At 62.3% G+C, this 21,061-nt stretch carries 17 protein-coding genes; 12 read left to right on the top strand and 5 right to left on the bottom strand.

Annotation, left to right across the window (positions count from 1 at the left end; translation table 11 throughout):
* Window positions 1–470: 470 nt before the first annotated feature.
* Window positions 471–980 (bottom strand): transcriptional repressor, encoded by a 510-nt coding sequence (locus tag ABF990_RS09635; RefSeq protein WP_415500200.1) that lies wholly within the window; start codon window positions 978–980, stop codon window positions 471–473.
* 979 nt (window positions 981–1,959) lie between these two features.
* On the opposite strand from ABF990_RS09635, the gene ABF990_RS09630 reads away from it, so the two are divergent.
* The 7 genes from ABF990_RS09630 to ABF990_RS09600 all read left to right on the top strand — a co-directional run bounded on the left by ABF990_RS09630 (window position 1,960) and on the right by ABF990_RS09600 (window position 8,557).
* The gene (locus ABF990_RS09630) at window positions 1,960–4,335 is read left to right on the top strand and encodes a TonB-dependent hemoglobin/transferrin/lactoferrin family receptor (protein ID WP_415500176.1); all 2,376 of its coding nucleotides are present in this window, start codon (window positions 1,960–1,962) and stop codon (window positions 4,333–4,335) included.
* 80 nt (window positions 4,336–4,415) lie between these two features.
* Complete coding sequence (locus ABF990_RS09625) at window positions 4,416–5,003, top strand: biliverdin-producing heme oxygenase (protein ID WP_415491241.1); 588 nt, start codon at window positions 4,416–4,418, stop codon at window positions 5,001–5,003.
* A 140-nt stretch (window positions 5,004–5,143) separates the two neighbouring features.
* Window positions 5,144–6,046: a heme/hemin ABC transporter substrate-binding protein gene (locus ABF990_RS09620; RefSeq protein WP_415500177.1), complete on the top strand. Its 903-nt coding sequence runs from the start codon at window positions 5,144–5,146 to the stop codon at window positions 6,044–6,046.
* Window positions 6,043–7,068: a FecCD family ABC transporter permease gene (locus ABF990_RS09615; protein WP_415491243.1), complete on the top strand. Its 1,026-nt coding sequence runs from the start codon at window positions 6,043–6,045 to the stop codon at window positions 7,066–7,068. Before ABF990_RS09620 ends, ABF990_RS09615 begins: the two co-directional genes overlap by 4 nt.
* The gene (locus tag ABF990_RS09610) at window positions 7,065–7,892 is read left to right on the top strand and encodes an ATP-binding cassette domain-containing protein (RefSeq protein WP_415500178.1); all 828 of its coding nucleotides are present in this window, start codon (window positions 7,065–7,067) and stop codon (window positions 7,890–7,892) included. The genes ABF990_RS09615 and ABF990_RS09610 overlap by 4 nt, the downstream gene beginning before the upstream one ends.
* Window positions 7,877–8,194 carry an antibiotic biosynthesis monooxygenase family protein gene (locus ABF990_RS09605; RefSeq protein ID WP_415491245.1) on the top strand — a complete coding sequence of 106 codons (318 nt, stop codon included), beginning with the start codon at window positions 7,877–7,879 and terminating at the stop codon, window positions 8,192–8,194. The genes ABF990_RS09610 and ABF990_RS09605 overlap by 16 nt, the downstream gene beginning before the upstream one ends.
* 51 nt (window positions 8,195–8,245) lie before the next feature.
* The gene (locus ABF990_RS09600) at window positions 8,246–8,557 is read left to right on the top strand and encodes an antibiotic biosynthesis monooxygenase family protein (protein WP_415500179.1); all 312 of its coding nucleotides are present in this window, start codon (window positions 8,246–8,248) and stop codon (window positions 8,555–8,557) included.
* A 277-nt stretch (window positions 8,558–8,834) separates the two neighbouring features.
* Here the strand turns inward: ABF990_RS09600 and nirB are convergent, their stop codons facing one another.
* Window positions 8,835–11,756, bottom strand: a complete 2,922-nt coding sequence (nirB, locus tag ABF990_RS09595) for a nitrite reductase large subunit NirB (protein WP_415500180.1) — start codon at window positions 11,754–11,756, stop codon at window positions 8,835–8,837.
* Between the two features lie 306 nt (window positions 11,757–12,062).
* Here nirB and ABF990_RS09590 point away from each other — a divergent pair, with 306 nt between their 5' ends.
* Window positions 12,063–13,139 carry an NAD(P)H-dependent flavin oxidoreductase gene (locus ABF990_RS09590; protein ID WP_415500181.1) on the top strand — a complete coding sequence of 359 codons (1,077 nt, stop codon included), beginning with the start codon at window positions 12,063–12,065 and terminating at the stop codon, window positions 13,137–13,139.
* A 123-nt stretch (window positions 13,140–13,262) separates the two neighbouring features.
* On the opposite strand, the gene ABF990_RS09585 is transcribed toward ABF990_RS09590, so the two are convergent.
* Window positions 13,263–14,147, bottom strand: a complete 885-nt coding sequence (locus ABF990_RS09585; RefSeq protein ID WP_415500183.1) for a LysR family transcriptional regulator — start codon at window positions 14,145–14,147, stop codon at window positions 13,263–13,265.
* Between the two features lie 217 nt (window positions 14,148–14,364).
* On the opposite strand from ABF990_RS09585, the gene ABF990_RS09580 reads away from it, so the two are divergent.
* The 3 genes from ABF990_RS09580 to ABF990_RS09570 all read left to right on the top strand — a co-directional run bounded on the left by ABF990_RS09580 (window position 14,365) and on the right by ABF990_RS09570 (window position 17,777).
* Window positions 14,365–15,837 carry a CoA transferase gene (locus tag ABF990_RS09580; protein WP_415500184.1) on the top strand — a complete coding sequence of 491 codons (1,473 nt, stop codon included), beginning with the start codon at window positions 14,365–14,367 and terminating at the stop codon, window positions 15,835–15,837.
* Between the two features lie 314 nt (window positions 15,838–16,151).
* Window positions 16,152–16,712: a TetR family transcriptional regulator C-terminal domain-containing protein gene (locus ABF990_RS09575; protein WP_415500186.1), complete on the top strand. Its 561-nt coding sequence runs from the start codon at window positions 16,152–16,154 to the stop codon at window positions 16,710–16,712.
* 81 nt (window positions 16,713–16,793) lie between these two features.
* The gene (locus ABF990_RS09570; protein WP_415500187.1) at window positions 16,794–17,777 is read left to right on the top strand and encodes an MDR family oxidoreductase; all 984 of its coding nucleotides are present in this window, start codon (window positions 16,794–16,796) and stop codon (window positions 17,775–17,777) included.
* 214 nt (window positions 17,778–17,991) lie between these two features.
* Here the strand turns inward: ABF990_RS09570 and ABF990_RS09565 are convergent, their stop codons facing one another.
* Window positions 17,992–18,330: a hypothetical protein gene (locus ABF990_RS09565; RefSeq protein WP_415500188.1), complete on the bottom strand. Its 339-nt coding sequence runs from the start codon at window positions 18,328–18,330 to the stop codon at window positions 17,992–17,994.
* 145 nt (window positions 18,331–18,475) lie between these two features.
* Between ABF990_RS09565 and ABF990_RS09560 the strand changes: the two genes are divergently transcribed.
* Complete coding sequence (locus tag ABF990_RS09560) at window positions 18,476–19,687, top strand: acyl-CoA dehydrogenase family protein (RefSeq protein WP_415500189.1); 1,212 nt, start codon at window positions 18,476–18,478, stop codon at window positions 19,685–19,687.
* 37 nt (window positions 19,688–19,724) lie between these two features.
* On the opposite strand, the gene ABF990_RS09555 is transcribed toward ABF990_RS09560, so the two are convergent.
* Window positions 19,725–20,930 carry a dimethylsulfonioproprionate lyase family protein gene (locus ABF990_RS09555; protein ID WP_415500190.1) on the bottom strand — a complete coding sequence of 402 codons (1,206 nt, stop codon included), beginning with the start codon at window positions 20,928–20,930 and terminating at the stop codon, window positions 19,725–19,727.
* Window positions 20,931–21,061: the final 131 nt, after the last annotated feature.

The raw sequence follows: 21,061 nt of genomic DNA, 5'->3' as shown, positions 1-21,061 counted from the left end.
TGCCGCCTCTTTCCCGGCAGGTGTTTTGGGGGGCGTTTCCCGTGGTGCCGCATAAGCGCTACCTGCCAGGGCTGTACCGGCAAGACAGCTTAAAATGAACGAGCATGAACGCATACGGGTCATAATCTGGGAATAGGACATGTTTTTCAGCCAAAGATGAGAACGCCTCGCATTAGCTATAGTTCTTTCCCCACCCACGCAATCGCCATTGGCGCTCATTGGGAATTATTAACTTTAATAATCAATCGCATTTATATAAGGCGAGACTACGCATTTTCCGCCCGGAAGAGTGCTGTAGTCCAATGACACGCAGCCCTGTGTGGCTGGTCCGGCCTGTTGTCATGAATTCTGATATGGCCCGCCGGAGTGCGGGAGGGTCGTACCCGTACAACGCGGCCACGCCGGCCTGTCTTTATTACGGGACTTTACGCGCTCGGTCGGGTTTTAAAAATTGCTGTTTTTTAGAAATATTACCCGTTATCCGGCCTGCGTTCACAGGTTATGATAATGCATGCGTCCCGCATCATAAAACCGTGCTCATCTGCAATTTTTTGCAGGATACGTGACATTTCGGGAGCCTTGCAGCTTGTCTGCTGGCCTGTATCGTTATCGATGAGATTGACGGTAGGGGCCCGCTGTGCGGTGGCGGCAATCCTGTAGCGCCATGCGCGTTCGGGGCCGATGTCCCGTAGCAGAATACCGTGCTGGACAAACGCATTCAGGCTACGTTGCAAAGACCCGTAGCTAAGTGCATGCCCCTTGGCCAAGGCCATTGTACTCTGCCAGACCTCCGCCGCCGTAGCACCCGGAACAGCCCTGATACACCCCAGCAAGACCAGACAGCGCGGGTTTGTCATTTTCATACCCGCGCGCTGGCACCGTGCTTTCAGGTCGCGGAAAAGCGGATAATCCGCCTCCCCATCCTGACAGATCTGCCTGATATCGGGGGACGTACGCCGTCTTTGAAGCACCGGTTGCATTATCAAGAATACTGTCTCCCCGCGCATGCCGGCCCGCATGCGCCATCGGTTATTACCGTTTTCAGGCGACACAGGCAGGGTGTTTCCACACAGCCCGGGTCTTTCGGCCCGATACCCGACCATGCAGGCGTGCCGGCCACGCAGACCCCGCAACCCGCCGCACACCCGGAAGTGCCCCAAACATGCACAGGAAAGATCAGAAAACTGGCGATGTCGTCAGCACCTGTGCCAGACAGCATGATCGCCGCCCATGAAGGCGCAGAAAAGCATATGTCATGCAAGACTGATTTTATAAAACCTGTTTTAAAATAGAGCCCGAGCAGCCGGCTCAGTCACCCCGGGCCTTTGTGCCGTCTCAAGCCTATCAAATGCGAATAGTTGTCATAGTTAATAATTCCCAATACAGGCCCGGATTTCGAACAGGCCTGCACCATGCCGCCCCGGCTGTCGCACAGGCAATGGGTCAAACCCACCCGTAACCCGGTTCCACCACCAGCCCCGCGCGCACCCGTCCTTACACTGGATGCCTGATCTTATCGGGCAGCAACTGCGCGGCTTTTCGGGCGGCCTGCCCGTTTAAGGGCGGAATACCGCTTAAAAGCCGCGGCTTCAAACAGCTCCGGCACGCTCCACTGGCGTGCATGGCTACAAGGCTGGAACAAGCCTACGGGGGCAACCGGGTAGGATGGCGGGGCTGGAATAATGCTGCATCGATCCAGGCCTGCCGGGCAACGGCATACCCGCCCGCGTGTAAGGCATAGCTGCCCCACCGCGACGTGTGAGGCACGCCCTGCCCCCCCAGTCAGCCCGCGACCGCATGGCCGGGGCGACCAGACGGGTCGGAACAGCCACCCGGAGGGAGGATATTAAATTTAACACGCCCTTCATAAATGAGATTGACACGCAATTGCGTTGGTGACAGGTTCGCGCCATCGAATTTGTTGATAATGCTTCTCAATCGCATAACAGGCGGTGCCGCATGACTTTGACCAGACCCTCTTTTCTTCTCAAAAGATTTGCGCTCCTGACGACCAGTCTTGTGGCTGTGCAACTGGAATGCGCGCCGTCCTTCGCGCAGGACACGGGTCTGGCACCGGCAACCCCGGCCAGCCAGGCACGGACGGCTCAGGCCACACCCGGCCCGACCACACCCCCGGCAACAGCCGCACCAGCCACACAGCACCAGCCGATCACCCTGGCACCTGTGGTGGTGCATGGCGTCAACCAGACCGACCCATCGGGCGCGGCACTGACACCACTGGCCAGGATGGAGGAGTCGATGCGGATCGACCCCGACAAGGATTACAGCAATGTCGGCAAGGCGCGTGTGTTCACCACGACCACGACACTCGCCACATTACAGAACCGGATGATCGACAATATCGAGGATTACGCCCGCAGGGTTGACGCGGCGGTGAACTACAACACCAACAATTTCAGCATCAATATGCGCGGTCTCGACCAGAACCGTATTCTGACAACCATCGACGGAATCCGCACGACCTGGAGCACCAACTACGCACGCGGGATCGATGGCGGTGTGTCGGCGTATGATTTCAACTCCCTCGGGGGGCTGGACATCGTCAAGAACGCCAATTCCAGCTTTTTCGGCACTGGCGCGCTGGGCGGCGTGGTGTCGATGCGCACGCTCGGCCCCGAAGATATTCTCAAGGGCAACAAGGTTTTCGGCGGGCTGTCAAAAGCCACGTATGACGGCGCGAGCGAAAGCGCGCTGCTCAATCAGGCTCTTGCCGCGCGCTACGGCAACACGCTTGTTCTGGTGCAGGGCGGCTACGACAACGGTAGCGAGACCGGCAATATGGGCAAAGTCGGCGGCTCGGGAACCAAACGTTCGAAAAAAGACCCCGCCCATTATGTGACCGGGAATTTTCTGGGCAAAATCCGCCATTATTTCGAGGGCGGTCACAGAATAACCCTGACCGGCGAGGTTTTCGACAGGAACTACCACGAAAATACCCTGACCAGCATTTCATCGACCTATAACCAGTTCCGCACGCTAGAGGAAAGCAAGCGTTCACGCATTTCAGGCGATTACGATTACAAGGCCCAGGACCCGCGCAACCTGATCAGCGAGGCGCATCTGACCGCGTACTGGCAGCAGGTCACCACCATCACCACGACAATGGCCAACCGGCTGACAACGCCTTTGGGGCAGTATGATCGCACCGATCAGGAAACCGATACGTCCTACGGTGTCACGGGCTCCATTTCATCGAACCTCAATGCCGGCCCGATCCGCAACGCCGTCACCATCGGCGGTGAAGCCTACCTGATGGATTCAAGCGAATACGCCAGTGGCAAGGACAACTGCACGCCGGCCATCCGCACCTGTGCCTACCTGCACAACAACCAGTCCGACATGCCCAATGTGCACAGCACCAATCTGGGCGCCATCGTGCAGGACCGTATCAGCTTTCGTGGCGTGGACTGGCTGCATATCACGCCGGGCTTCCGTTTCGACTATTATCGTCTGACACCGCACACGCAGGCGTCGTTCCTTGCCAACGACACCTATATCAACCCCGGATCGGGCTCGCACGGCACGCATTATTCCCCGAAAGTGCTGGCCGAGGTCAACCTGCTGAAAAACCTGACAGCCTACGCCCAGTACGCCCAGGCGTTCCGCGCGCCATCCGCGAACGAGAAATACATCAACTACGGGGGCGAGGGCACTTACCTTGCCATCGGCAACCCCCAGCTCAAGCCTGAAACAAGCCGTGGCTGGGAGGCCGGTCTGCGGTACGGAAATTCCCGGCGCGGCGCGCAGGTCAGCGTGTATGACAATTACTACCACAACTTCATAGAAAACGAGACCCTGACGGCAGCCGAAGCCGGTATTTCAGGCAATTATCCTTACGGTATCTTTAAATATATGAACCGCCAGCGCGTCCGTATCTATGGGGTCGAAGCCAACGCGAACTGGGCTTTCAACGATCACTGGCTGGTGTGGGGGTCGATCGCCTACACGGACGGCAGGGATACGCAGGAACACGTCCACCTCAACACGGTCGTGCCGCTGCGCGGTATTGTCGGCGTAGGCTATACGGACACGCAATGGGGCGCCAATTTCTCCACCACCTTTGCCGCCGCCCGCAACAAGGTGGAAAACATGGCGTCCGACACCAACAAGACACCGGGCTACGCCATTTTCGACCTGACGGCATGGTACAAGCCCAGCATCGTCAAGGGGCTGCGGCTCGGGGCCGGGATGTATAACATGTTCGATAAAACCTATTACAATGCGCTGAACATTCCGGACAGCCCGACGCTGCCCAAGGCCTATTATTCGCAGCCCGGCCGCAGCTTCAAGGTAACGGCCATCATCAATTTCTGATCTCTCCCCGGCGCGAGGGCGGTCGGGCGTCATACGCCCGGTCGTCCCGAGCGTGACCCTCCCGCATGCAGGCCAGCAGAATGAGCAATGTCAATGACCTGGCGCCGCTTTCGCGCCGTATCAAGGACGTGACCCACCCGGTCCATGAATCTCTGGACCGGGCCATCATGACGCGTCACCTTTTCCACAGTGCGGAGGGGTATCGCACCTTCGCGGTCATGAACTATCTCTTTCACCGCGATCTCAACGGGCTGTACCAGAATTCGGAACTCATGGCGCTTGTCCCCGATCTTGGCGTGCGCAGCCGTTTTCACCACCTGCGCCAGGATCTGGAGGACCTGCGCGTTCCGCTGCCATACAGCACTGTCGACCCTGTACCCGCCGAGGTTTCGTCAGCCATGGGGTGGCTGTATGTGGCCGAAGGGTCCAAGCTGGGCGCGAATTTCCTGAGCAAGCTGACCGAAAAACTGGGCTTTACCTCGCAGTTCGGCGCACGGCACCTTGCCGCCGATCCCGCGGGGCGCGGACAGTCCTGGAACACCTTTCGCGACGCGCTCGATACGGCCGATCTCGACGCAGGCCGCGTCATTGCGGGCGCACAGGCCGGTTTTACGCGCGTGCGGCACTATCTCAACACCCTGACACAGCACACGCACGCACCCTGCTGAACAGCCCCACCCGACCTCCGGCCTGACCTGCGGAAAACGTGATGGGCCAGCATGTTGCGTTTGCGATGCATTATCATATAGAAACCATGCGGCCCGGAATCCGTCATGATTCCGCCCATAACAGTCTGGAGAAAACGGGTATGTTCACACGCAGGCAGATGGCCGCCTTGTTGGTGCCGCTCGTGGTGCCCGCCCGCGCCGTATGGGCGGCGGACCATACCGTGACCGATTGCCGCGGCAGAACTGTCACGACAGGCCCGGCCCGCAGGATTGTCTGCATTGGCGGCACCATTACCGAAACGCTGTACGGGCTGGGTGCCGCCGACCGGATCGTGGCAGTGGACATCACCTCCAACTGGCCCAGGGAAGCCCTCCAGGACAAAAAATCGGTCGGTTATATGCGGGCTCTTTCCTCCGAAGGGGTTCTGGCAATGAACCCCGACCTGATCCTTGTCATGAACGATGCAGGCCCCCCTGCGGCCCTGGAGCAGCTTATGGCCTCCCGGGTGCCGCTCGTGTTCGTGGACGCAACCCATTCCCCCGACGCCATTCTGGCCCGCACGCGTTTTCTGGCCGATCTTGTCGGCAAACAGGCGGCGGGGGAGCAGATGTGCGCACAGATCCGCCAGAACCTGGAAACCTTGGCAGCGTGGCGCAGCACGCATACCGCGTCCCGGTCGGTCCTGTTCATCATGCGCATGACCGGCGGGCGGGCCATGGCGGCCGGCACGGGCACCGCGGCCGATGCGGTTATCCGGCTGGCAGGGGGAACCAATGCCGGGGCGGGCATGCAGGGCTACAAGATCGTGGACCGCGAAAGCCTGGTGGCACTCAGCCCCGACCTGATCCTGACCATGCAGCAGGACGCCGGGACCGTGCGCGCGGCCCTGCTGGCGGACGCGGATTTCCGCCTGACCCCAGCGGGCCGGACCGGCGCCATTGTGGCCATGGAAGGCGAGCGCCTTCTGGGCTTTGGCCCCCGAACGCCCGAAGCCGCGCTGGAGCTCGCCCACCAGATCGCCGGGCTGGACACCCCCCGGTGACACGCTCCGGACGCCGGGCCACCGGACTGCTTGCCGGGCTTTCTGTCGTGCTTGTTCTGGCTGTGCTGCTCGGGCTCGACACAGGTGCAACCGGCCTTGGGCTGCGCGCCCTGTGGTCCGGACATACCGGGGCCGACGCGCAGGCCGCGTGGCTGGTCATCATGCAGATCCGCGCCCCCCGCATGGCAATGGCCACGCTGACAGGGGCGGCACTTGGCCTGTCCGGGGCCATCATGCAGGGGCTGTTCCGCAACCCGCTGGCCGACCCGGCGCTGATCGGGGTTTCGCCCGGGGCGGCACTTGCCGCGGCCTGCGTTATCGTGTTGCAGGGCACATGGGCGGGCCTGGGGGTTCTGGGGATATGGGGTGTGCCGGTCGCCGGGGTAATCGGCAGCTTCTGCGCGACATTCCTGCTTTATCTGTTCGCCACGCGGCAGGGTGTCACGTCGGTTTCGTCCCTGCTGCTGGCGGGGGTGGCTTTCGGGTCCTTTGCTGGTGCGCTCACGGGTATTCTCGTTTTCAAGGCGGATGAAACCGCCCTGCGCGACCTGACATTCTGGACAATGGGCAGCTTTGCCGGCGCAAACTGGACCGGCGCGGAACTGCTGGGGGGCTTTCTGCTGGTCGCGGCTGCCATTTCGGCCCGCCTGACGGTACCGCTGAACGCCATGCTGCTCAATGAAGGCAATGCACGCCTGATGGGCCACCCCGTCGAACGCGTGAAAGGCGGGGCCATGCTGGCCGTGGCCTGCGCCGTAGGGCCCGCGGTCGCCCTGTCGGGCGTGATCGGCTTTATCGGCGTGGTGGTGCCGCATCTGGTGCGGCTGGTCACGGGGCCGGACCACCGGTTCGTTCTGCCATGCAGCGCCGTGCTGGGTGCGGTGCTGCTGATCGCATCGGACACGCTTGCCCGCACGATTGCCGCCCCGGCAGAAATGCCGGTCGGGATCATCACCGCCGTGCTTGGCACGCCTGTCTTCGTGTGGCTGCTGGCCCGCCAGCATACGGGAAACCGGGGATGACGCTTGAACTGCGCCACACAAGCTGGAAAGCGGCGAAACAGGTTGTGCTCGACACTGTCAGCGTGACGTTCGAGCGTGGCGCGGTCACGGCTATTGTCGGCCCCAATGGCGCTGGCAAAAGCACGCTGCTGCGCATAGCCAGCGGACTGCTGCCCCCATCGGGCGGGGATATCCTGCTCGACGGGACCCCCCTCGGCACCATGGCCCCGGCCAGGCTTGCAGCGCACAGGGCCATGCTGGCGCAGGAAAACGCGGGGGAGGCCCGGTTTACGGTGCGCGAACTCGTGGCCATGGGGGCCACCGTATCCGCCCCGAATCTGGGCCGCACGGGGCTGGACGCCCTGGTGCAGGCCATACTGGCACGGCTGGGGCTGCAGGCACTGGCCGAACGCGACGTGATGAGCCTTTCCGGCGGGGAACGCCAGCGCGCGCATCTTGCGCGGGTTCTGATACAGCTTGAAGCAGCGGCAACCGATGGCCCACCCGGCTTCCTGCTGCTGGACGAACCTCTTTCAGCGCAGGACCCGGCCCACCAGCGCCAGGTGCTGCATGTGGCGCGCGACTTTGCGCGCCGGGGTGGTGGCGTGGTTCTGGTCGTGCATGACCTGAACTGGGCCTCCGCCGTTTCGGACACCCTTGTGGTCATGCACAAGGGCACAATCCACGCGGCAGGTGCGCCGGGCGTGGTTTTCAACGGGCAACTGGCCCGCACGGTTTTCGGTCTGCCAGAGGCATGCGTGGGATTCCACCCCGCCACCGGCAGACCGTACTGTCTTCCCCATGACACATTCGATGATGGAGCAATGCAATGTACATCGCCATGAACCGCTTTACGGTCAGACCCGACAGCGAAGAGGATTTCCGCCGCCGCTGGCTGGACCGGGATGTCCTGCTCAAGACCGTGCCGGGTTTTGTCAGCTTCCAGTTCCTCAAGGGCCCCGTGCGGGAAGACCATATCCTGTATGCCTCCCACACCGTGTGGGAATCCTATGACGCCTTTATCGGCTGGACGAAATCCGAACAGTTCCGCCAGGCCCACGCGCAGGCCGGAACCGGCAAGCCCCAGACCATGGGACCGCCGGTGTTCGAAGGGTTCGAGGTGTTGCAGAACATCGAAGTGAAATGACCACCCGCCTGCCCCGCACGACACGGGGCAGGCAATCCGGGGAAAAACTCCATGTTTGTTGTCATGAACCGTTTCAAGGTTATCCCGGACAGGGAACAGGCTTTCAGGAGCCGCTGGCTCGATCGCGAGATTACGCTCAAGGGTGTGCCGGGCTTTATGTCCATCCGTTTCATGAAAGAGGACAGCCACACCGATCATGTGCCTTATGCCTCGGAAACACAGTGGGTCTCGCGCACGGCTTACGAAAACTGGCGTGTCTCCGATGCATTTCGCAGCGCGCATAAGGACGTGGGCACCGGCGAGCCGCTCACGCTCGAAAAACGCGAGACACGATTTTACGATATCCTGAAAACGGTCGAATAGCGCACGGGCGCCGGTCCTGCCCCGCCCGGACTCTGCCTGACGGTCCGTGCGGCACCGGGCGAAAGACCCATGACCAAGACAGGACCGCCCACACGGCCCGCGCCGCACCGTTCAGAAGCTGGGAACAGAGCCGCCGGGCAGGCTGCTGGGCATGATCCGGGACCGGCACCGTTGGACAGAACTCGGTGGGCGTGGGCCGGGGCCAGAACTGCGGGGCAAGGCTCGGCGGCCATGGACCGGGACCAGCACCGTTGGGCGGGGCTCGGTGGGCAGGCGTTCAGGCCGGCAGCCTGTCAGGAACTGCCTGTGGGGCTGCCTGACCGGTGCTGGCGCGGATTTCAATTTTGCCGTTCTGCAGTCTTGCGTCCCACACACGCAGCACCTTGCTGGCATCCTCCACGCATACGCCGTCTTCCAGGCGGAAATGCTGCTTGTACAGCGGGGACGCCACAACCGGGCGGCCCTGCAGATCGCCCATGATACCGCGCCCGATGACATTGGCATTGGAGAACGGGTCATGATTGTCGATGGCAAAAACACGCGCTGCCGCGTTTTCCCCGGCGGGCAGATAGAACAGGGCCACCTGCGCGCCGTCATGCCAGGCGACCACGCCCGAACGCGCAACCAGATCCCCCTCGTTACACAGTGCCTGCCAATCCGCGGGGCCAGGGGCCGGGGCCGCCACCGGCCGATTTTCCGCCGGGCGGGTCTGATCCCGTTCCGCCACCATGCCAATACCCGGATCAGGCCTGCCATCGTTGACAAAGGTTCTGAAACGCTTGAGCTTTTCCTGATCGCCCAGCGCGTCGCGCCATTCGCACTGGTAAGTGTCGACTACGGACTGCATCTGCGCTTCCAGTTCCGCAGCAATGCCCAGACTGTCGTGAATGACGACATCGCGCAGGTAGTCCAGCCCGCCTTCAAGGTTTTCGCGCCAGACCGAGGTGCGTTGCAGCCGGTCGGCGGTGCGGATGTAGAACATCAGAAAACGGTCGATGTATTTGAGAAGCGTCACGGAATCCAGGTCGGTGGCGAACAGTTCGGCATGGCGCGGGCGCATGCCCCCATTCCCGCAGACATACAGGTTCCATCCGTTTTCCGTGGCAATGACCCCGACATCCTTGCTCTGTGCCTCCGCGCATTCGCGCGTGCAGCCCGAAACGGCAAATTTCAGCTTGTGTGGCGCCCGCAGGCCCTTGTAGCGGTTTTCCAGATCCAGCGCCTGGCCCACGCTGTCCTGCACGCCATAGCGGCACCATGTCGACCCCACACAGGATTTTACCGTGCGGGTCGATTTGCCGTAGGCCTGTCCGGTTTCGAACCCTGCTGCGATCAGTTCGGACCAGATATCGGGCAACTGGTGCAGTTGCGCGCCAAACAGGTCAATACGCTGGCCACCGGTGATCTTGGTGTACAATGCGTATTTCTTGGCCACCTGCCCCAGAGCGATCAGCCTGTCCGGCGTGATTTCCCCGCCCGCCACGCGCGGCACCACGGAATAGGTGCCGTTTTTCTGGATATTGGCCATGAACATGTCGTTCGTGTCCTGCAGCGGAATATAGCGCGGATCGGTGATCGGCCTGTTCCAGGCGGACGCAAGGATCGAGGCGACCGTGGGTTTGCAGATATCGCAGCCCAGCCCGCCATTGCCGTGGCGCGCCATAAGCGCCTCGAACGTGTGGATACCCTGCACCCGCACCAGCGCGTACAGGTCCTGCCGTGTATGGGAAAAATGCTCGCACAGGCTTTTATCGACCGTAATGCCGCGCGCCGTCAGTTCGGTCTCGAACACGGTTTTCAGCAGCGCGGTGCAGCCGCCACACCCAGTGCTGGCCTTTGTGTCGGCCTTGAGCGTGCCCATATCGGTGCAGCCACCCTCGATCGCGGCACAGATCGCACCCTTGGTAACGTTGTGGCACGAACAGATCATGGCGGTGTCCGGCAAGGCGTCCGCGCCCAGCAGGTCCGCCCCCTCCCCCCTTGGCAGGATAAGTGCTGCCGGGTCCGCAGGGGGTTTGATGGCGTTCTGCACATATTGCAAGATCGTGTCATAATAGGCGTTGTCACCCACCAGCACAGCACCGGTCACGCGGCTGCCGTCGGCGGACAGGACCAGACGACGGTACGCCCCCTCGGCCTCGCCGATAAAACGGTAGCTGGTGCTGCCCGGTTCGGCACCGTGCGCGTCACCGATCGACCCGACATCCACCCCCAGCAGCTTCAGCCTGGTGGACATGTCGGCCCCGGTAAAGGCCGCATCCTCTCCCGCCAAGACGGCGGCGACGGTGCGCGCCATGGTATAGCCGGGGGCGACAAGGCCAAAAACCGTGTCGTGCCAGGCCGCGCATTCGCCAATGGCAAAAATATGCGGGTCCGTCGTGCGACACTGGCTGTCGATGACGACACCGCCACGCGCCCCCACCGCCAGACCGGCATCGCGGGCGATCCGGTCATTGGGGCGGATACCCGCGGAAAACACAACCATGTCGGTTTCCAGACTGGAACCATCGGCAAAGTTCAGGCGATGACGGTGGTTTTCACCCGGCACGATCTCGCGCGTTGCGTGGGAGGTCAGCACCGTAATCCCCAGGGCTTCGATCCGTCGGCGCAGGGCCGCTCCCCCATCCGCGTCGAGTTGCACGGGCATGAGCCGGGGGGCGAACTCCACCACGGCGGTCCGCACCCCCAGCGACAGCAGTGCGTTTGCCGCTTCCAGCCCCAGAAGGCCGCCGCCAATCACCACGCCATGCGCCGCACCGTCCGATGCCGCGCGGATGGCGTCCAGATCGTCCAGCGTGCGGTAGACCAGCCCTGCGGTGCCCTCATTCCCCGGAATGGGCGGCACGAACGGGAAAGAACCGGTGGCCAGAATCAGCGTGTCGTAAGGGAACACGCCCTGCGCGGTCCGGATGGTGCGGGCCGCGCGGTCGATTGCCAGCACGGGTGTGCCCAGATGCAGATGCAGGCCGTGCGCGTCATGAAAACCATCGCGGTGCAGGTGCAGCGCCTGCGCGTCCTGGCCCGTCATGTAGTCCGACAGATGCACGCGATCGTAGGCGAGGTGACGTTCGGCACCAAAAACATGAATCTGGTGGCTTTCGTGCAAGCCGTGGCTGACAAGCTGTTCGGCGCAGTAATGCCCGACCATGCCGTTGCCGATGACGATAATGGATTTTTCGGGGTTCATCGTGACGGACATCACAATACGGCCTCATTCTTCGCGGGGTATCGGCGGTCTGGCCGCTTGGATTTCATATAGGGTGCAGCAACGCACCGGCCCACCCGGTGCCGGGCGCACCGCACGCCGACATATATGGACGGGGCGGACCTATCGGGACAGCCCTCTTGCCACGCATCCGGGCAGGGTCGCCAGCTTACGCGATCCGCGTTGCGGATCGAAGTCTGATATCGAGATACCCAACATCTCAAGAAACGATGGGTTTGTTCGTCCGTATTGGTTTACGCTGATGGCACAAGGCGTTTTCAACCCTCCGGAGGCAGCGGCATGGTTATGACAGGCACGCATGAGTTCCTGGCGACGACCGGCGTTCGCCTGCCCATTTTCCAGGCCCCTATGGCGGGTGTCTCCTCCCCGGCGCTGGCGGCCGCCGTCTCGGAGGCCGGGGGGCTGGGCGCTCTGGGGCTGGGCGCGGCAGGGGTCGACGCGGCGGGGCGCATGATTGCCGAACTCAAGGCCCGGACAGCACTGCCTTTCAACCTGAATGTTTTCTGCCATAGCCCGTCGGTCCGTTCCGCTGAGACGGAAAGCGCCTGGATCGCCCGCTTTGGGGGCCATTTCGCGGCACAGGGTGGCACGCCCCCTGCCGCATTGCAGGAAATCTACCGCAGCTTCAATGTCGACAGGGCCATGACAGCGCTTTTGCTGGCGACCCGGCCCAAGGTTGTCAGCTTCCATTTCGGCCTGCCGCCCGGCGATACAGTTCAGGCCCTGCGCGCCGCCGGGATCGTTCTGCTCTGCTCCGTCACCAGCCTGTCGGAAGGGCGGGCAGCCATGGCCGCCGGTGTGCATGCCGTGATCGCACAGGGGTACGAGGCAGGCGGCCACAGGGGCATATTCGACCCGCGCGCCCCCGATGACCAGCTCAGCACTGCCGCGCTGGTCCAGATTCTGGTGCGGCATCTGACATTGCCGGTCATTGCGGCAGGGGGGATCATGGACGGGGCCGGCATTGCCGCCGCCCTGACTTTGGGGGCCGCAGCCGCACAACTGGGCACGGCCTTTGTCGCCTGTGACGAATCCCTTGCGGATGACGCATACCGCACAGCACTGACCGGCGAGCCCGGCTACCATACGGTCATGACATCGGCTCTTTCCGGTCGGCCCGCGCGCTGCCTGGCCAACAGCTATACCGAACTTGGCCGCCAGATCCCGGTCGGTGACGTGCCGGACTATCCCGTCGCATACGATCTGGCGAAGGCGCTGCACGCCGCGGCAAAACAGAACGGCCAGACAGGTTACGCCGCGCAATGGGCAGGACAGGGCGCACCGCTGGCCCGCCGCATGCCAGCCGGCGAACTGGTACGCGTGCTCGCCAGCGAACTTGCACAGGGGACGGGCTGAACCCCACCAGCCCCCGGCCGCACGGTGTTGCCTCACCGACCAGACCGAACGCCCCCCGTCACGGCAACCAACGTACAAAAGCATGCAGGAGCGAGAACGCGCAGGCCGGGGGCTGCTTTTTTCTTACCCCATGTGCAGGCGGTGTCGCGCCGCATGCACATGCTCCACGAAACGGGACAGGGCATTGGGCACATAGGCATTGGCGCGGCGGATGAACACAGTCTGGACCGATGCCTCCGCCGCAGGAAGGTCATGGGCCGAAAGCACCCACCGCGCGGCGATCTGGGGCAGCATGGAACGGGGTGCCACCGTCACACCCAGCCCGGCTGCCACACAGCTACAGATTGCATCGAACGTTCCGAACTCGCTGGTTCTTGCTATGCAGACACCCCGGCGCGTCAGGACATCTTCCAGTTTCCGGCGATAGGAACACCCCGAATGTAATACCAGAATGGAGACCTCGCCCCCGGCCAGAATACCTGACAGGTCGGCCTGTTCCGGGGCTGCCAGAAGCACCAGGTCTTCCTCATAAACAGGTTCGGCGCGCAGGCAGGGGTGCGCAAGCGGACCGCAGACAAACGCGCCATCCAGTTTCTGGTCCAGAACCTGCCGTATCAGGTCCATGGTCGTGCCGGTGCGCAGCGTCAGGTCCACGCGCGGAAAGGCTTTTGCATAATCGCTGAGCAAGGCGGGAAGATGGATCGCGGCAGTGGTTTCCATCGCACCGATCGCCAGCCTGCCCTGGGGTGTGCCGTCATCATGCACGACTGTCCTGACGCTGCCCAGCAGGCTGCCGATCTGCCCGGCCACGGGAACCAGCCTGCTTCCGGCGGCGGTCAGTTCCACACCGCGTGTATGACGGCGGAACAGTTGAACGCCCAGTTCGGCCTCCAGCCGCTGAATGCGCGATGTAACATTCGACTGCACGGTGTTCAGGCGCTCCGCCGCCTTGCCAATACCGCCTGCCTCGCAAACAGCTAAAAAAAACTGGAGGTCGCCGCTGTTCATCCCATCTCTCCTGAAGATGCCTGACATCTGAACATCGGCCTTCCAGCCTGTCAAACCATCTTATATAACGATGGCAAAGAGGGACGCAGCAAGGGCATTTCTGCCCTGTTTTGCCCCGTTTTACCACGTGTCGCGCAGTTCGACCCGGCTTGCGGTCCGGCGAGCGACCCTGAGCCGGGCCAATATGTTGCGAACACGAAACGTATGAAACCCGCATGTGAACAAAGCTTTCACAGCGTATTTCCAGGACCTGATCATGCAGATGACAGCGGCGTTCACCGAGCTCATGGCCATTCGCGGCCTTACGGCCCCGGCACCGGCACCGGGCGAAGTGACCCTTCAGGGGCAGGACCCGATTTTTGAGACACCCTACCGGGTCGGTGAGACAATGGCGCAGATTTTCGCAGCCTGCGGTGTCGCGGCCAACGACCTGTGGGCAATACGGTCCGGACGCCGCCAGTCGGTTGGCATTTCGGTCAGTGCGGCGGCGGCCACCGTAAAAAGTAGTGGCTGCACCTTCCGGCGTGCAGACGACGGGACGTATGCCGTCATCCCCGGTTCCGACGCCATGAAACACATGGTCTCTCTGACGCAACCGTGGCCCACGGCGGATGGGCAATGGTTTTTACCGCATACGAACCTGCCGCATCTGGAACGCCGCGTGCTCGACCTGCTGAAATGCGACAGCACGCCAGCCTCGATCAGCGCGGCAATCAGGACATGGAATGCCCTGGAACTGGAAGAAGCGATTGCCAATGTGCAGGCCTGTGGCGGTATGGTCCGCACCGCCGAAGACTGGCTTGCCCACCCCCAGGGAGCCTATCTGGCCGAACGGCCCGTTGTTGAAATGGACAGAACCGGAGACAGTGTTCCAGAAAGGTTCAGCCCGGGCGCCATGCCGCTGTCAGGCGTGCGCGTGCTGGACCTGACCCGTATTCTTGCCGGCCCCACATGCGGCCTGAGCCTGACGGAATTCGGGGCGGATGACCTGATGGTGACAGCCCCGCATTTGCCGCAGGTTCCGGAATTCGTCCGGGATACCAGCCACGGTAAAAGAAGCTGCTTTCTCGACTTTACCACCCATAATGGCGCGGCCCGGCTGGCTGAACTGGTCAGCGAGGCAGATATCGTCATTGACGGCTATAGGCCCGGCCGGCTTGGCGCGCATGGGTTTGGCTGGGACGACCTGATGCGGATCCGGCCCGGACTGATCCATGTTTCGGTCAACTGCTTCGGGTCTGGCGGCCCGTTCGGCGACAGGGCGGGCTGGGACCAGGTGGCGCAGGCGGTGACGGGCATGTGCCATACGCAAGGCCTGGCAACCGGCGGCGGGCAACCGCAACTGACACCGGTTTACATGTGCGACTATGCCGCAGGCCGACTTGGCAGTTTTGGCGCCATGCTGGCCCTTGCCCGCCGCGCGCGAGAGGGCGGCAGCTACCGTGTTCAGGTTTCCCTGTGTCAGTCCGCCATGTTTTTCCAGCGTCAGGGCGTCGTTACGGCGTATGACACCGCGCCCGGCGGCATGTCCGATACGGAATTTCGCCAATACCGGATCGACGAACATGGAACCTGCTATGGCGACCTGCGCTGCCTTGGACCTGTTCTGCACATGTCCGAAACCCCGTGCCGGTGGCCGCGTGTCACACCCCGGCTGGGATCGGATGCGCCAGTCTGGCTGCCGCGCTGAACGACCGGATTTCGGGCGTTTTTCAGGGCGGCCTTCCCGCACGGGTTTTTGGCACGGGCTTTTCGGCGCAAGCTTTTGGGGTGGGCGCAACCCAGCTCCTGCCCGGGCACGTGACCGGGCACGCGGCCACGCGCGCGACTGGCGCACCGCCCCGTATCACGAGGCCGTGCGAGGGGTGGGAATTGTTTGATATTTAATAAACGATCGGTCTATTAAATATCATGAACAGCCCGGCCCAGACATCCCCCGAAATATCTCAACGGGCACCCCACCAGGCACCCCGTAGGGGCCGCCCACCGAACAGGCCCGACGGAATGGCGCAGGTGCGTGACATGCTGATCCGCAAGGGGCTGGAATGCCTGACGGAAAAAGGCTTTGTCGCAACCGGTCTGGACGGGCTGCTGAAATCCGCCGGGGTGCCAAAGGGATCTTTCTATTATTACTTCGACAGCAAGGACGATTTTGGACTGAACGTGATCGGGGCTTATGCCCGGTACTTCAACGCAAAACTCGATCGCTGCCTGAACGACCGGGCTCTTTCGGCCAGAGAGCGGGTCAGGCGGTTCATGGACGACGCCAGATCGGGCATGGTCCGGCACGATTTCCGGCGCGGCTGCCTGATCGGCAATCTGGGGCAGGAACTGAACGTGCTGCCCGAACAGTTCCGGCACACGCTCAACGACGTCATGCACCAGTGGGAGGCCCGCATGCAGTCCTGCCTGAGCGACGACTACCCCCCTGACACGGCCCGGACGCTTGCCGTCTTTTTCTGGATCGGCTGGGAAGGTGCCGTGCTGCGCGCGCGACTTGAAAAAAGCACCCGGCCTCTGGATGTTTTCGGAGACGGCTTTCTGGACCTGCTGGACAGGCTGTAAAACCCGGCCGCCAGAACGACGGCCCGGAATGCGGCCATAATTTTATAGACAATCGGTCTACCATCCTGGAAGGAGAAAACCATGTTCAAGGCGGTTATGATTGAAAAATCGGCTGATGGAACCCAGTCCGTCGCGATCAGGGATGTGCCCGAGGACCAACTGCCCGAAGGCGACGTGACCGTGCGGGTGGAATACTCGACCCTGAATTACAAGGACGCGCTGGCCATAACCGGTCGCGGCCCGATCGTGCGGTCCTTTCCGATGATTCCCGGGGTCGATTTCGCCGGTGTGGTCGAGAACTCGCAGCACCCGGATTTTGCGCCCGGCGCGCGGGTTATTCTCAATGGCTGGGGGGTGGGCGAAAAACACTGGGGGGGCCTTGCCCAGAAGGCGCGGATGTCGGGCGACTGGCTGGTGCCCGTTCCCGCGCAACTGACCACACGACAGGCCATGGAAATCGGCACGGCAGGCTACACGGCCATGCTGTGCGTTCAGGCCCTGCAACGTGAGGATGTCACACCCGACAAAGGACCCGTGCTGGTAACGGGTGCGGCCGGAGGGGTGGGCAGCGTCGCGATCATGCTGCTGAGCAGGCTGGGCTACCATGTCGTGGCCGTGACCGGCCGCCCGGAGGAGGAAGCCTATCTGACGGGACTTGGCGCCAGCGAAATCCGTGCACGGCAGGACTTCTCGACCCCCGGCAAGCCGCTGGACAAGGCCCGGTGGGCCGGGGCGGTTGACGTGGCGGGGGGCGTGATCCTGGCCAATGTCTGCGCATCCATGGCGTATGGCGGGGTTGTCACGGCCTGCGGCCTTGCATCGGACATGTCGTTCCCGTCAACCGTTGCACCGTTCATTCTGCGTGGTGTCACACTGGTCGGGATCGATAGCGTCATGTGCCCGAAACACAGGCGGCTTGCCGCGTGGGCCGGTCTGGCGGAGCTGATCGATGCGGCAAAACTGGCGGCCATGACATCAGACATCACACTGGACGACGCGATCGAGGCGGCGGCATCCCTGCTGGACGGCAAAATACGCGGGCGTGTCGTGGTGCGTATGCCCTGACACACGCTACCTGCCCACGCCCGGTAAACAACCCTGAACGGGCACGCCGGGCCAGCGCTAAAGGATAGACCAACCGGTAAACGGTAGACCGGCAAAAGGTAGGCAGGCACGCCTTACGCCAACCGGCAGGGACGAGCCGCCTTTACGGGTTGGCTTGCCCTTTGCCGCCCCCCGGTCCCGTGCGGCGCAAGCAGCCTTGCCGGTATGTCCCGGATCAGCACAGCCGCAGATATTTCTGGTACTCGACCTTGTGCCTGAACAGGAACAGAACATAATAATCGCGATAGTTGCGCCGCCGCCGGAAAGATTTTTCGTAAAACGGAAAGACATCGCAGGGGCCGTCAAACCCCTGCATGGTCTCATGGTCGGCCATAACGCATCTGACCTGGAACAGTGGCGCATACAAGGTGCTGTCCGATTTTTCGACGCGCCTGACATGAAAGAGGTTTTTACGAAAATCCCGCAACCGGGGCGGAAGAACGAAAACCATGTCCTGTTCGATCAGGGTCTGGCCGCCGTCATTCCTGCGCATGTAACGCATATCGTCGCTCATATCTGCGTAGAATGCGAAATTGCGTACGATCATCCCCACGGACCACTGTAATCATGACAGGAACGGCTTTCTTTAAGCACGGAGCCTTCACAAAATCAACATACGGTGAATATATAGACTTCTTCCTTTCCCTGGGGACACGCACATGGAAACTTCCGTTCTGGGCGCCCTTATTCCCGCCTATGTCTGGCCCGACAGCCTGCGGCCACGCCTTGCAGCCTTGTACGAGGCGATCGATGGCTCCATTGCACAGGGTGCGCGCGCCGCGGATCACGCCGGGCAATACCCGACAGCGGCCATTGCAAGCCTGAAGGCATGCGGCGCCATGGGCGCGGCTGTCCCCGCCCTTTACGGCGGCTGGGGGCTGACACAGGCGCAATCGCAGGAAATTCTGTTGCGCATGGCTCTTGCCGACCCGTCGGTCGCGCAGATTTACAAAGTACATGACGATCTGGTGCGGGAAATTTTCACCTTCGCACATGACACCACATGTCGCCGCCTCGCCCACGATATCACGGCGCGCGGCCTTGTCATCGGGCAGGCCATTGCCGAACCGGGCGCGCGCGCCGATCAGATCGGGCATGTTATTGCAACGCCCGCACCTGGCGGTCATGTGCTCAATGGCCGCAAGATTTATGCCACCGGTGCCATGGGGGCCGATCTGGTGGCCGTGACCTCCTACGACACAGCCAGCCAGGCCATGCGTTTCGACCTTGTGCCCCGCGACACGCCGGGCCTGAGCGTGCTGGACGACTGGCAGGGCATGGGCCAGCGGGCCACGGTCTCGGGCACGGTCCTGCTGGACAACGTGCGGACCGTACCCGGCCTGCTGGTTCCAAAAGACAACCAGCCCCCGCCCGACTGGTCGTCGCTGCGGCACCAGAACGGGTTTTCCGTCATTCTTGCCGGGATCGGGCTGGCGGCACTCCGCTGCGCCGCACGTTTCGTGCATGACCATGCACGCCCCTGGCTTTCGGTCGACGGCACCGCAGCCAGCGACGACCCGATGATACGCCGCCTGTTCGGTGACATCGGGGCGGAGCTTGCCGGGGCCATCGCTCTGGTCCGCGATGCCGCGTGCAGGCTGGACCTGCGGGCAGCGGGCACGATTTCACGGGCCGAGGCCGCCATGGCGGTCTATGCCGCCCGCTCTCTTGCCAGCCGGGCAAGCCTGCGCGCCACGTCGGATATCATGGCCACCATGGGCGCGCGGGGGGCCAGCAGCACGCTGGGCTTCGACCGTTACTGGCGCGACGCCCGCACGCTTTCGCTCCACGATCCGGTGGACTGGAAACATGAGGAAATCGGCCACCATATTCTGACAGGCTGGCTGCCCGATGCCGGCCTGTACCGCTGAGCGCCCGCCAAAACCGCCACCGTACCGGAACCTGCCGCTATTGCTGCCAGTCACGGAGCGCGCAAACGGTCTTTTTGCCCGGCCCCATATCCTCCACAGTTCCCGCACCCGGCGCAGGTTTGCATAAACGCGTGATCTGTTCATTGTCGCGTGCCGTTGTCCGCGCCCATACGGATACAAGGCCGGAATTGGCAATGGTCTGGTTACACCCGTCCCTGGCGTAAAAGGCGTGAATGGCGTTGCGTTCGATATAGGTCAGCCATTGCGTGTTACTGTCCTGGTCCAGGAACCATTTTTTCCATCGGTCCCGGGTTCCGTCAATTTCGACAGTCCAGCCCTTGTCGCCCCGCACCCGTCTGAACTGGTCATTATCCCAGTGCATGACCATATACCGGTTCTGGTCGATACATTCCGGCCTGGTCAGCGTCATGTACATTTCCTGCGGATGATGGTAGTGAAACGGATAGGACGTGTTGAAAAGCTGGACGGTCATGCCGATTTCGGCCCCCACCCGTTCCCCGTCAATTGTCCTGATCCGCAGGTTGCCCCATGGGCCCATCAGCTCGGCATACAGGTATCCGCCCCGAAAGCGCGCACTGCCCGCATCCGGATTGGCGGCGTAGAGAGGGATCCAGCCCACCGATGACCATAACGTCGGCAGGGCGCGGATACTGACATCCTTCGCCCAATGCGTGCGCGTATCGACCCGCGACGTGACAGCCACGAAATTTTCATTAAGCTCCAGACCCGCCGCACCGATCGGCCCACCCATTTTTCTGAAATAGTCCGTCAGCAACGGGCGTTTGAGCCACTGCGATGTCGGGGAAAGGCTCCTTACCTGTTCGCCTGGCGTGTACAGGGCGACGGTTCTGTAGTTTTTCTGCGGATCGAAACAGGCCCTGGCTTTATCCGGCTCCGCCAGAACGGCTTTGACATGTTTCGCCAGCAACGCCATGTCGCCATAATCCAGAATACAGCGCGTCTGTTCCCTGCCGGTTGCGGGCAGATAGGTCTGGACCGTCGCCTGTGCCGACTGCTGGCACCCGCCGGTCGGGGTTTCCAGCGCCTTGAGATACTGTTGCAGGTAAACGAGGGATTCCGCCCAGAAGCGGTCAACCAGTTTCTGTTCCGCAGCGGTCAGGTCAGCCGGTTTGACATCGTCCTGACATACGAACCGCGCTGCATGGGCCTTATGGCCGATCAGCCCGATGACAACGAGATACCATAAAATTCTGCCGCGCATACGAACCGGTTCCCTGCACCATCCGCCCCCGCATATGAGTTGACGGAACAATGCGGCAGGCCGTCAACCTGTTTCAGACACAAAGGCAGCCTGCCGGCACGCGGCCCATGCCCTGGCACCCGCGCCACAGC

It is taken from the genome of Acetobacter sp., assembly GCF_047723915.1.
Classification (GTDB): domain Bacteria; phylum Pseudomonadota; class Alphaproteobacteria; order Acetobacterales; family Acetobacteraceae; genus Acetobacter.
Note: the sequence above shows the minus strand (reverse complement) of the source record. Positions and strands in the feature narration are given on the sequence as shown.

Coding starts and splice junctions, on each gene's coding strand:
- ABF990_RS09555 (WP_415500190.1), bottom strand. CDS start 20,930: ATGCGCGGCAGAATTTTATGGTATCTCGTTGTCATCGGGCTGATCGGC.
- ABF990_RS09560 (WP_415500189.1), top strand. CDS start 18,476: ATGGAAACTTCCGTTCTGGGCGCCCTTATTCCCGCCTATGTCTGGCCC.
- ABF990_RS09605 (WP_415491245.1), top strand. CDS start 7,877: ATGTACATCGCCATGAACCGCTTTACGGTCAGACCCGACAGCGAAGAG.
- ABF990_RS09610 (WP_415500178.1), top strand. CDS start 7,065: ATGACGCTTGAACTGCGCCACACAAGCTGGAAAGCGGCGAAACAGGTT.
- ABF990_RS09590 (WP_415500181.1), top strand. CDS start 12,063: ATGGTTATGACAGGCACGCATGAGTTCCTGGCGACGACCGGCGTTCGC.
- ABF990_RS09600 (WP_415500179.1), top strand. CDS start 8,246: ATGTTTGTTGTCATGAACCGTTTCAAGGTTATCCCGGACAGGGAACAG.
- nirB (WP_415500180.1), bottom strand. CDS start 11,756: ATGTCCGTCACGATGAACCCCGAAAAATCCATTATCGTCATCGGCAAC.
- ABF990_RS09570 (WP_415500187.1), top strand. CDS start 16,794: ATGTTCAAGGCGGTTATGATTGAAAAATCGGCTGATGGAACCCAGTCC.
- ABF990_RS09565 (WP_415500188.1), bottom strand. CDS start 18,330: ATGAGCGACGATATGCGTTACATGCGCAGGAATGACGGCGGCCAGACC.
- ABF990_RS09585 (WP_415500183.1), bottom strand. CDS start 14,147: ATGAACAGCGGCGACCTCCAGTTTTTTTTAGCTGTTTGCGAGGCAGGC.
- ABF990_RS09630 (WP_415500176.1), top strand. CDS start 1,960: ATGACTTTGACCAGACCCTCTTTTCTTCTCAAAAGATTTGCGCTCCTG.
- ABF990_RS09575 (WP_415500186.1), top strand. CDS start 16,152: ATGGCGCAGGTGCGTGACATGCTGATCCGCAAGGGGCTGGAATGCCTG.
- ABF990_RS09635 (WP_415500200.1), bottom strand. CDS start 980: ATGCAACCGGTGCTTCAAAGACGGCGTACGTCCCCCGATATCAGGCAG.
- ABF990_RS09625 (WP_415491241.1), top strand. CDS start 4,416: ATGAGCAATGTCAATGACCTGGCGCCGCTTTCGCGCCGTATCAAGGAC.
- ABF990_RS09620 (WP_415500177.1), top strand. CDS start 5,144: ATGTTCACACGCAGGCAGATGGCCGCCTTGTTGGTGCCGCTCGTGGTG.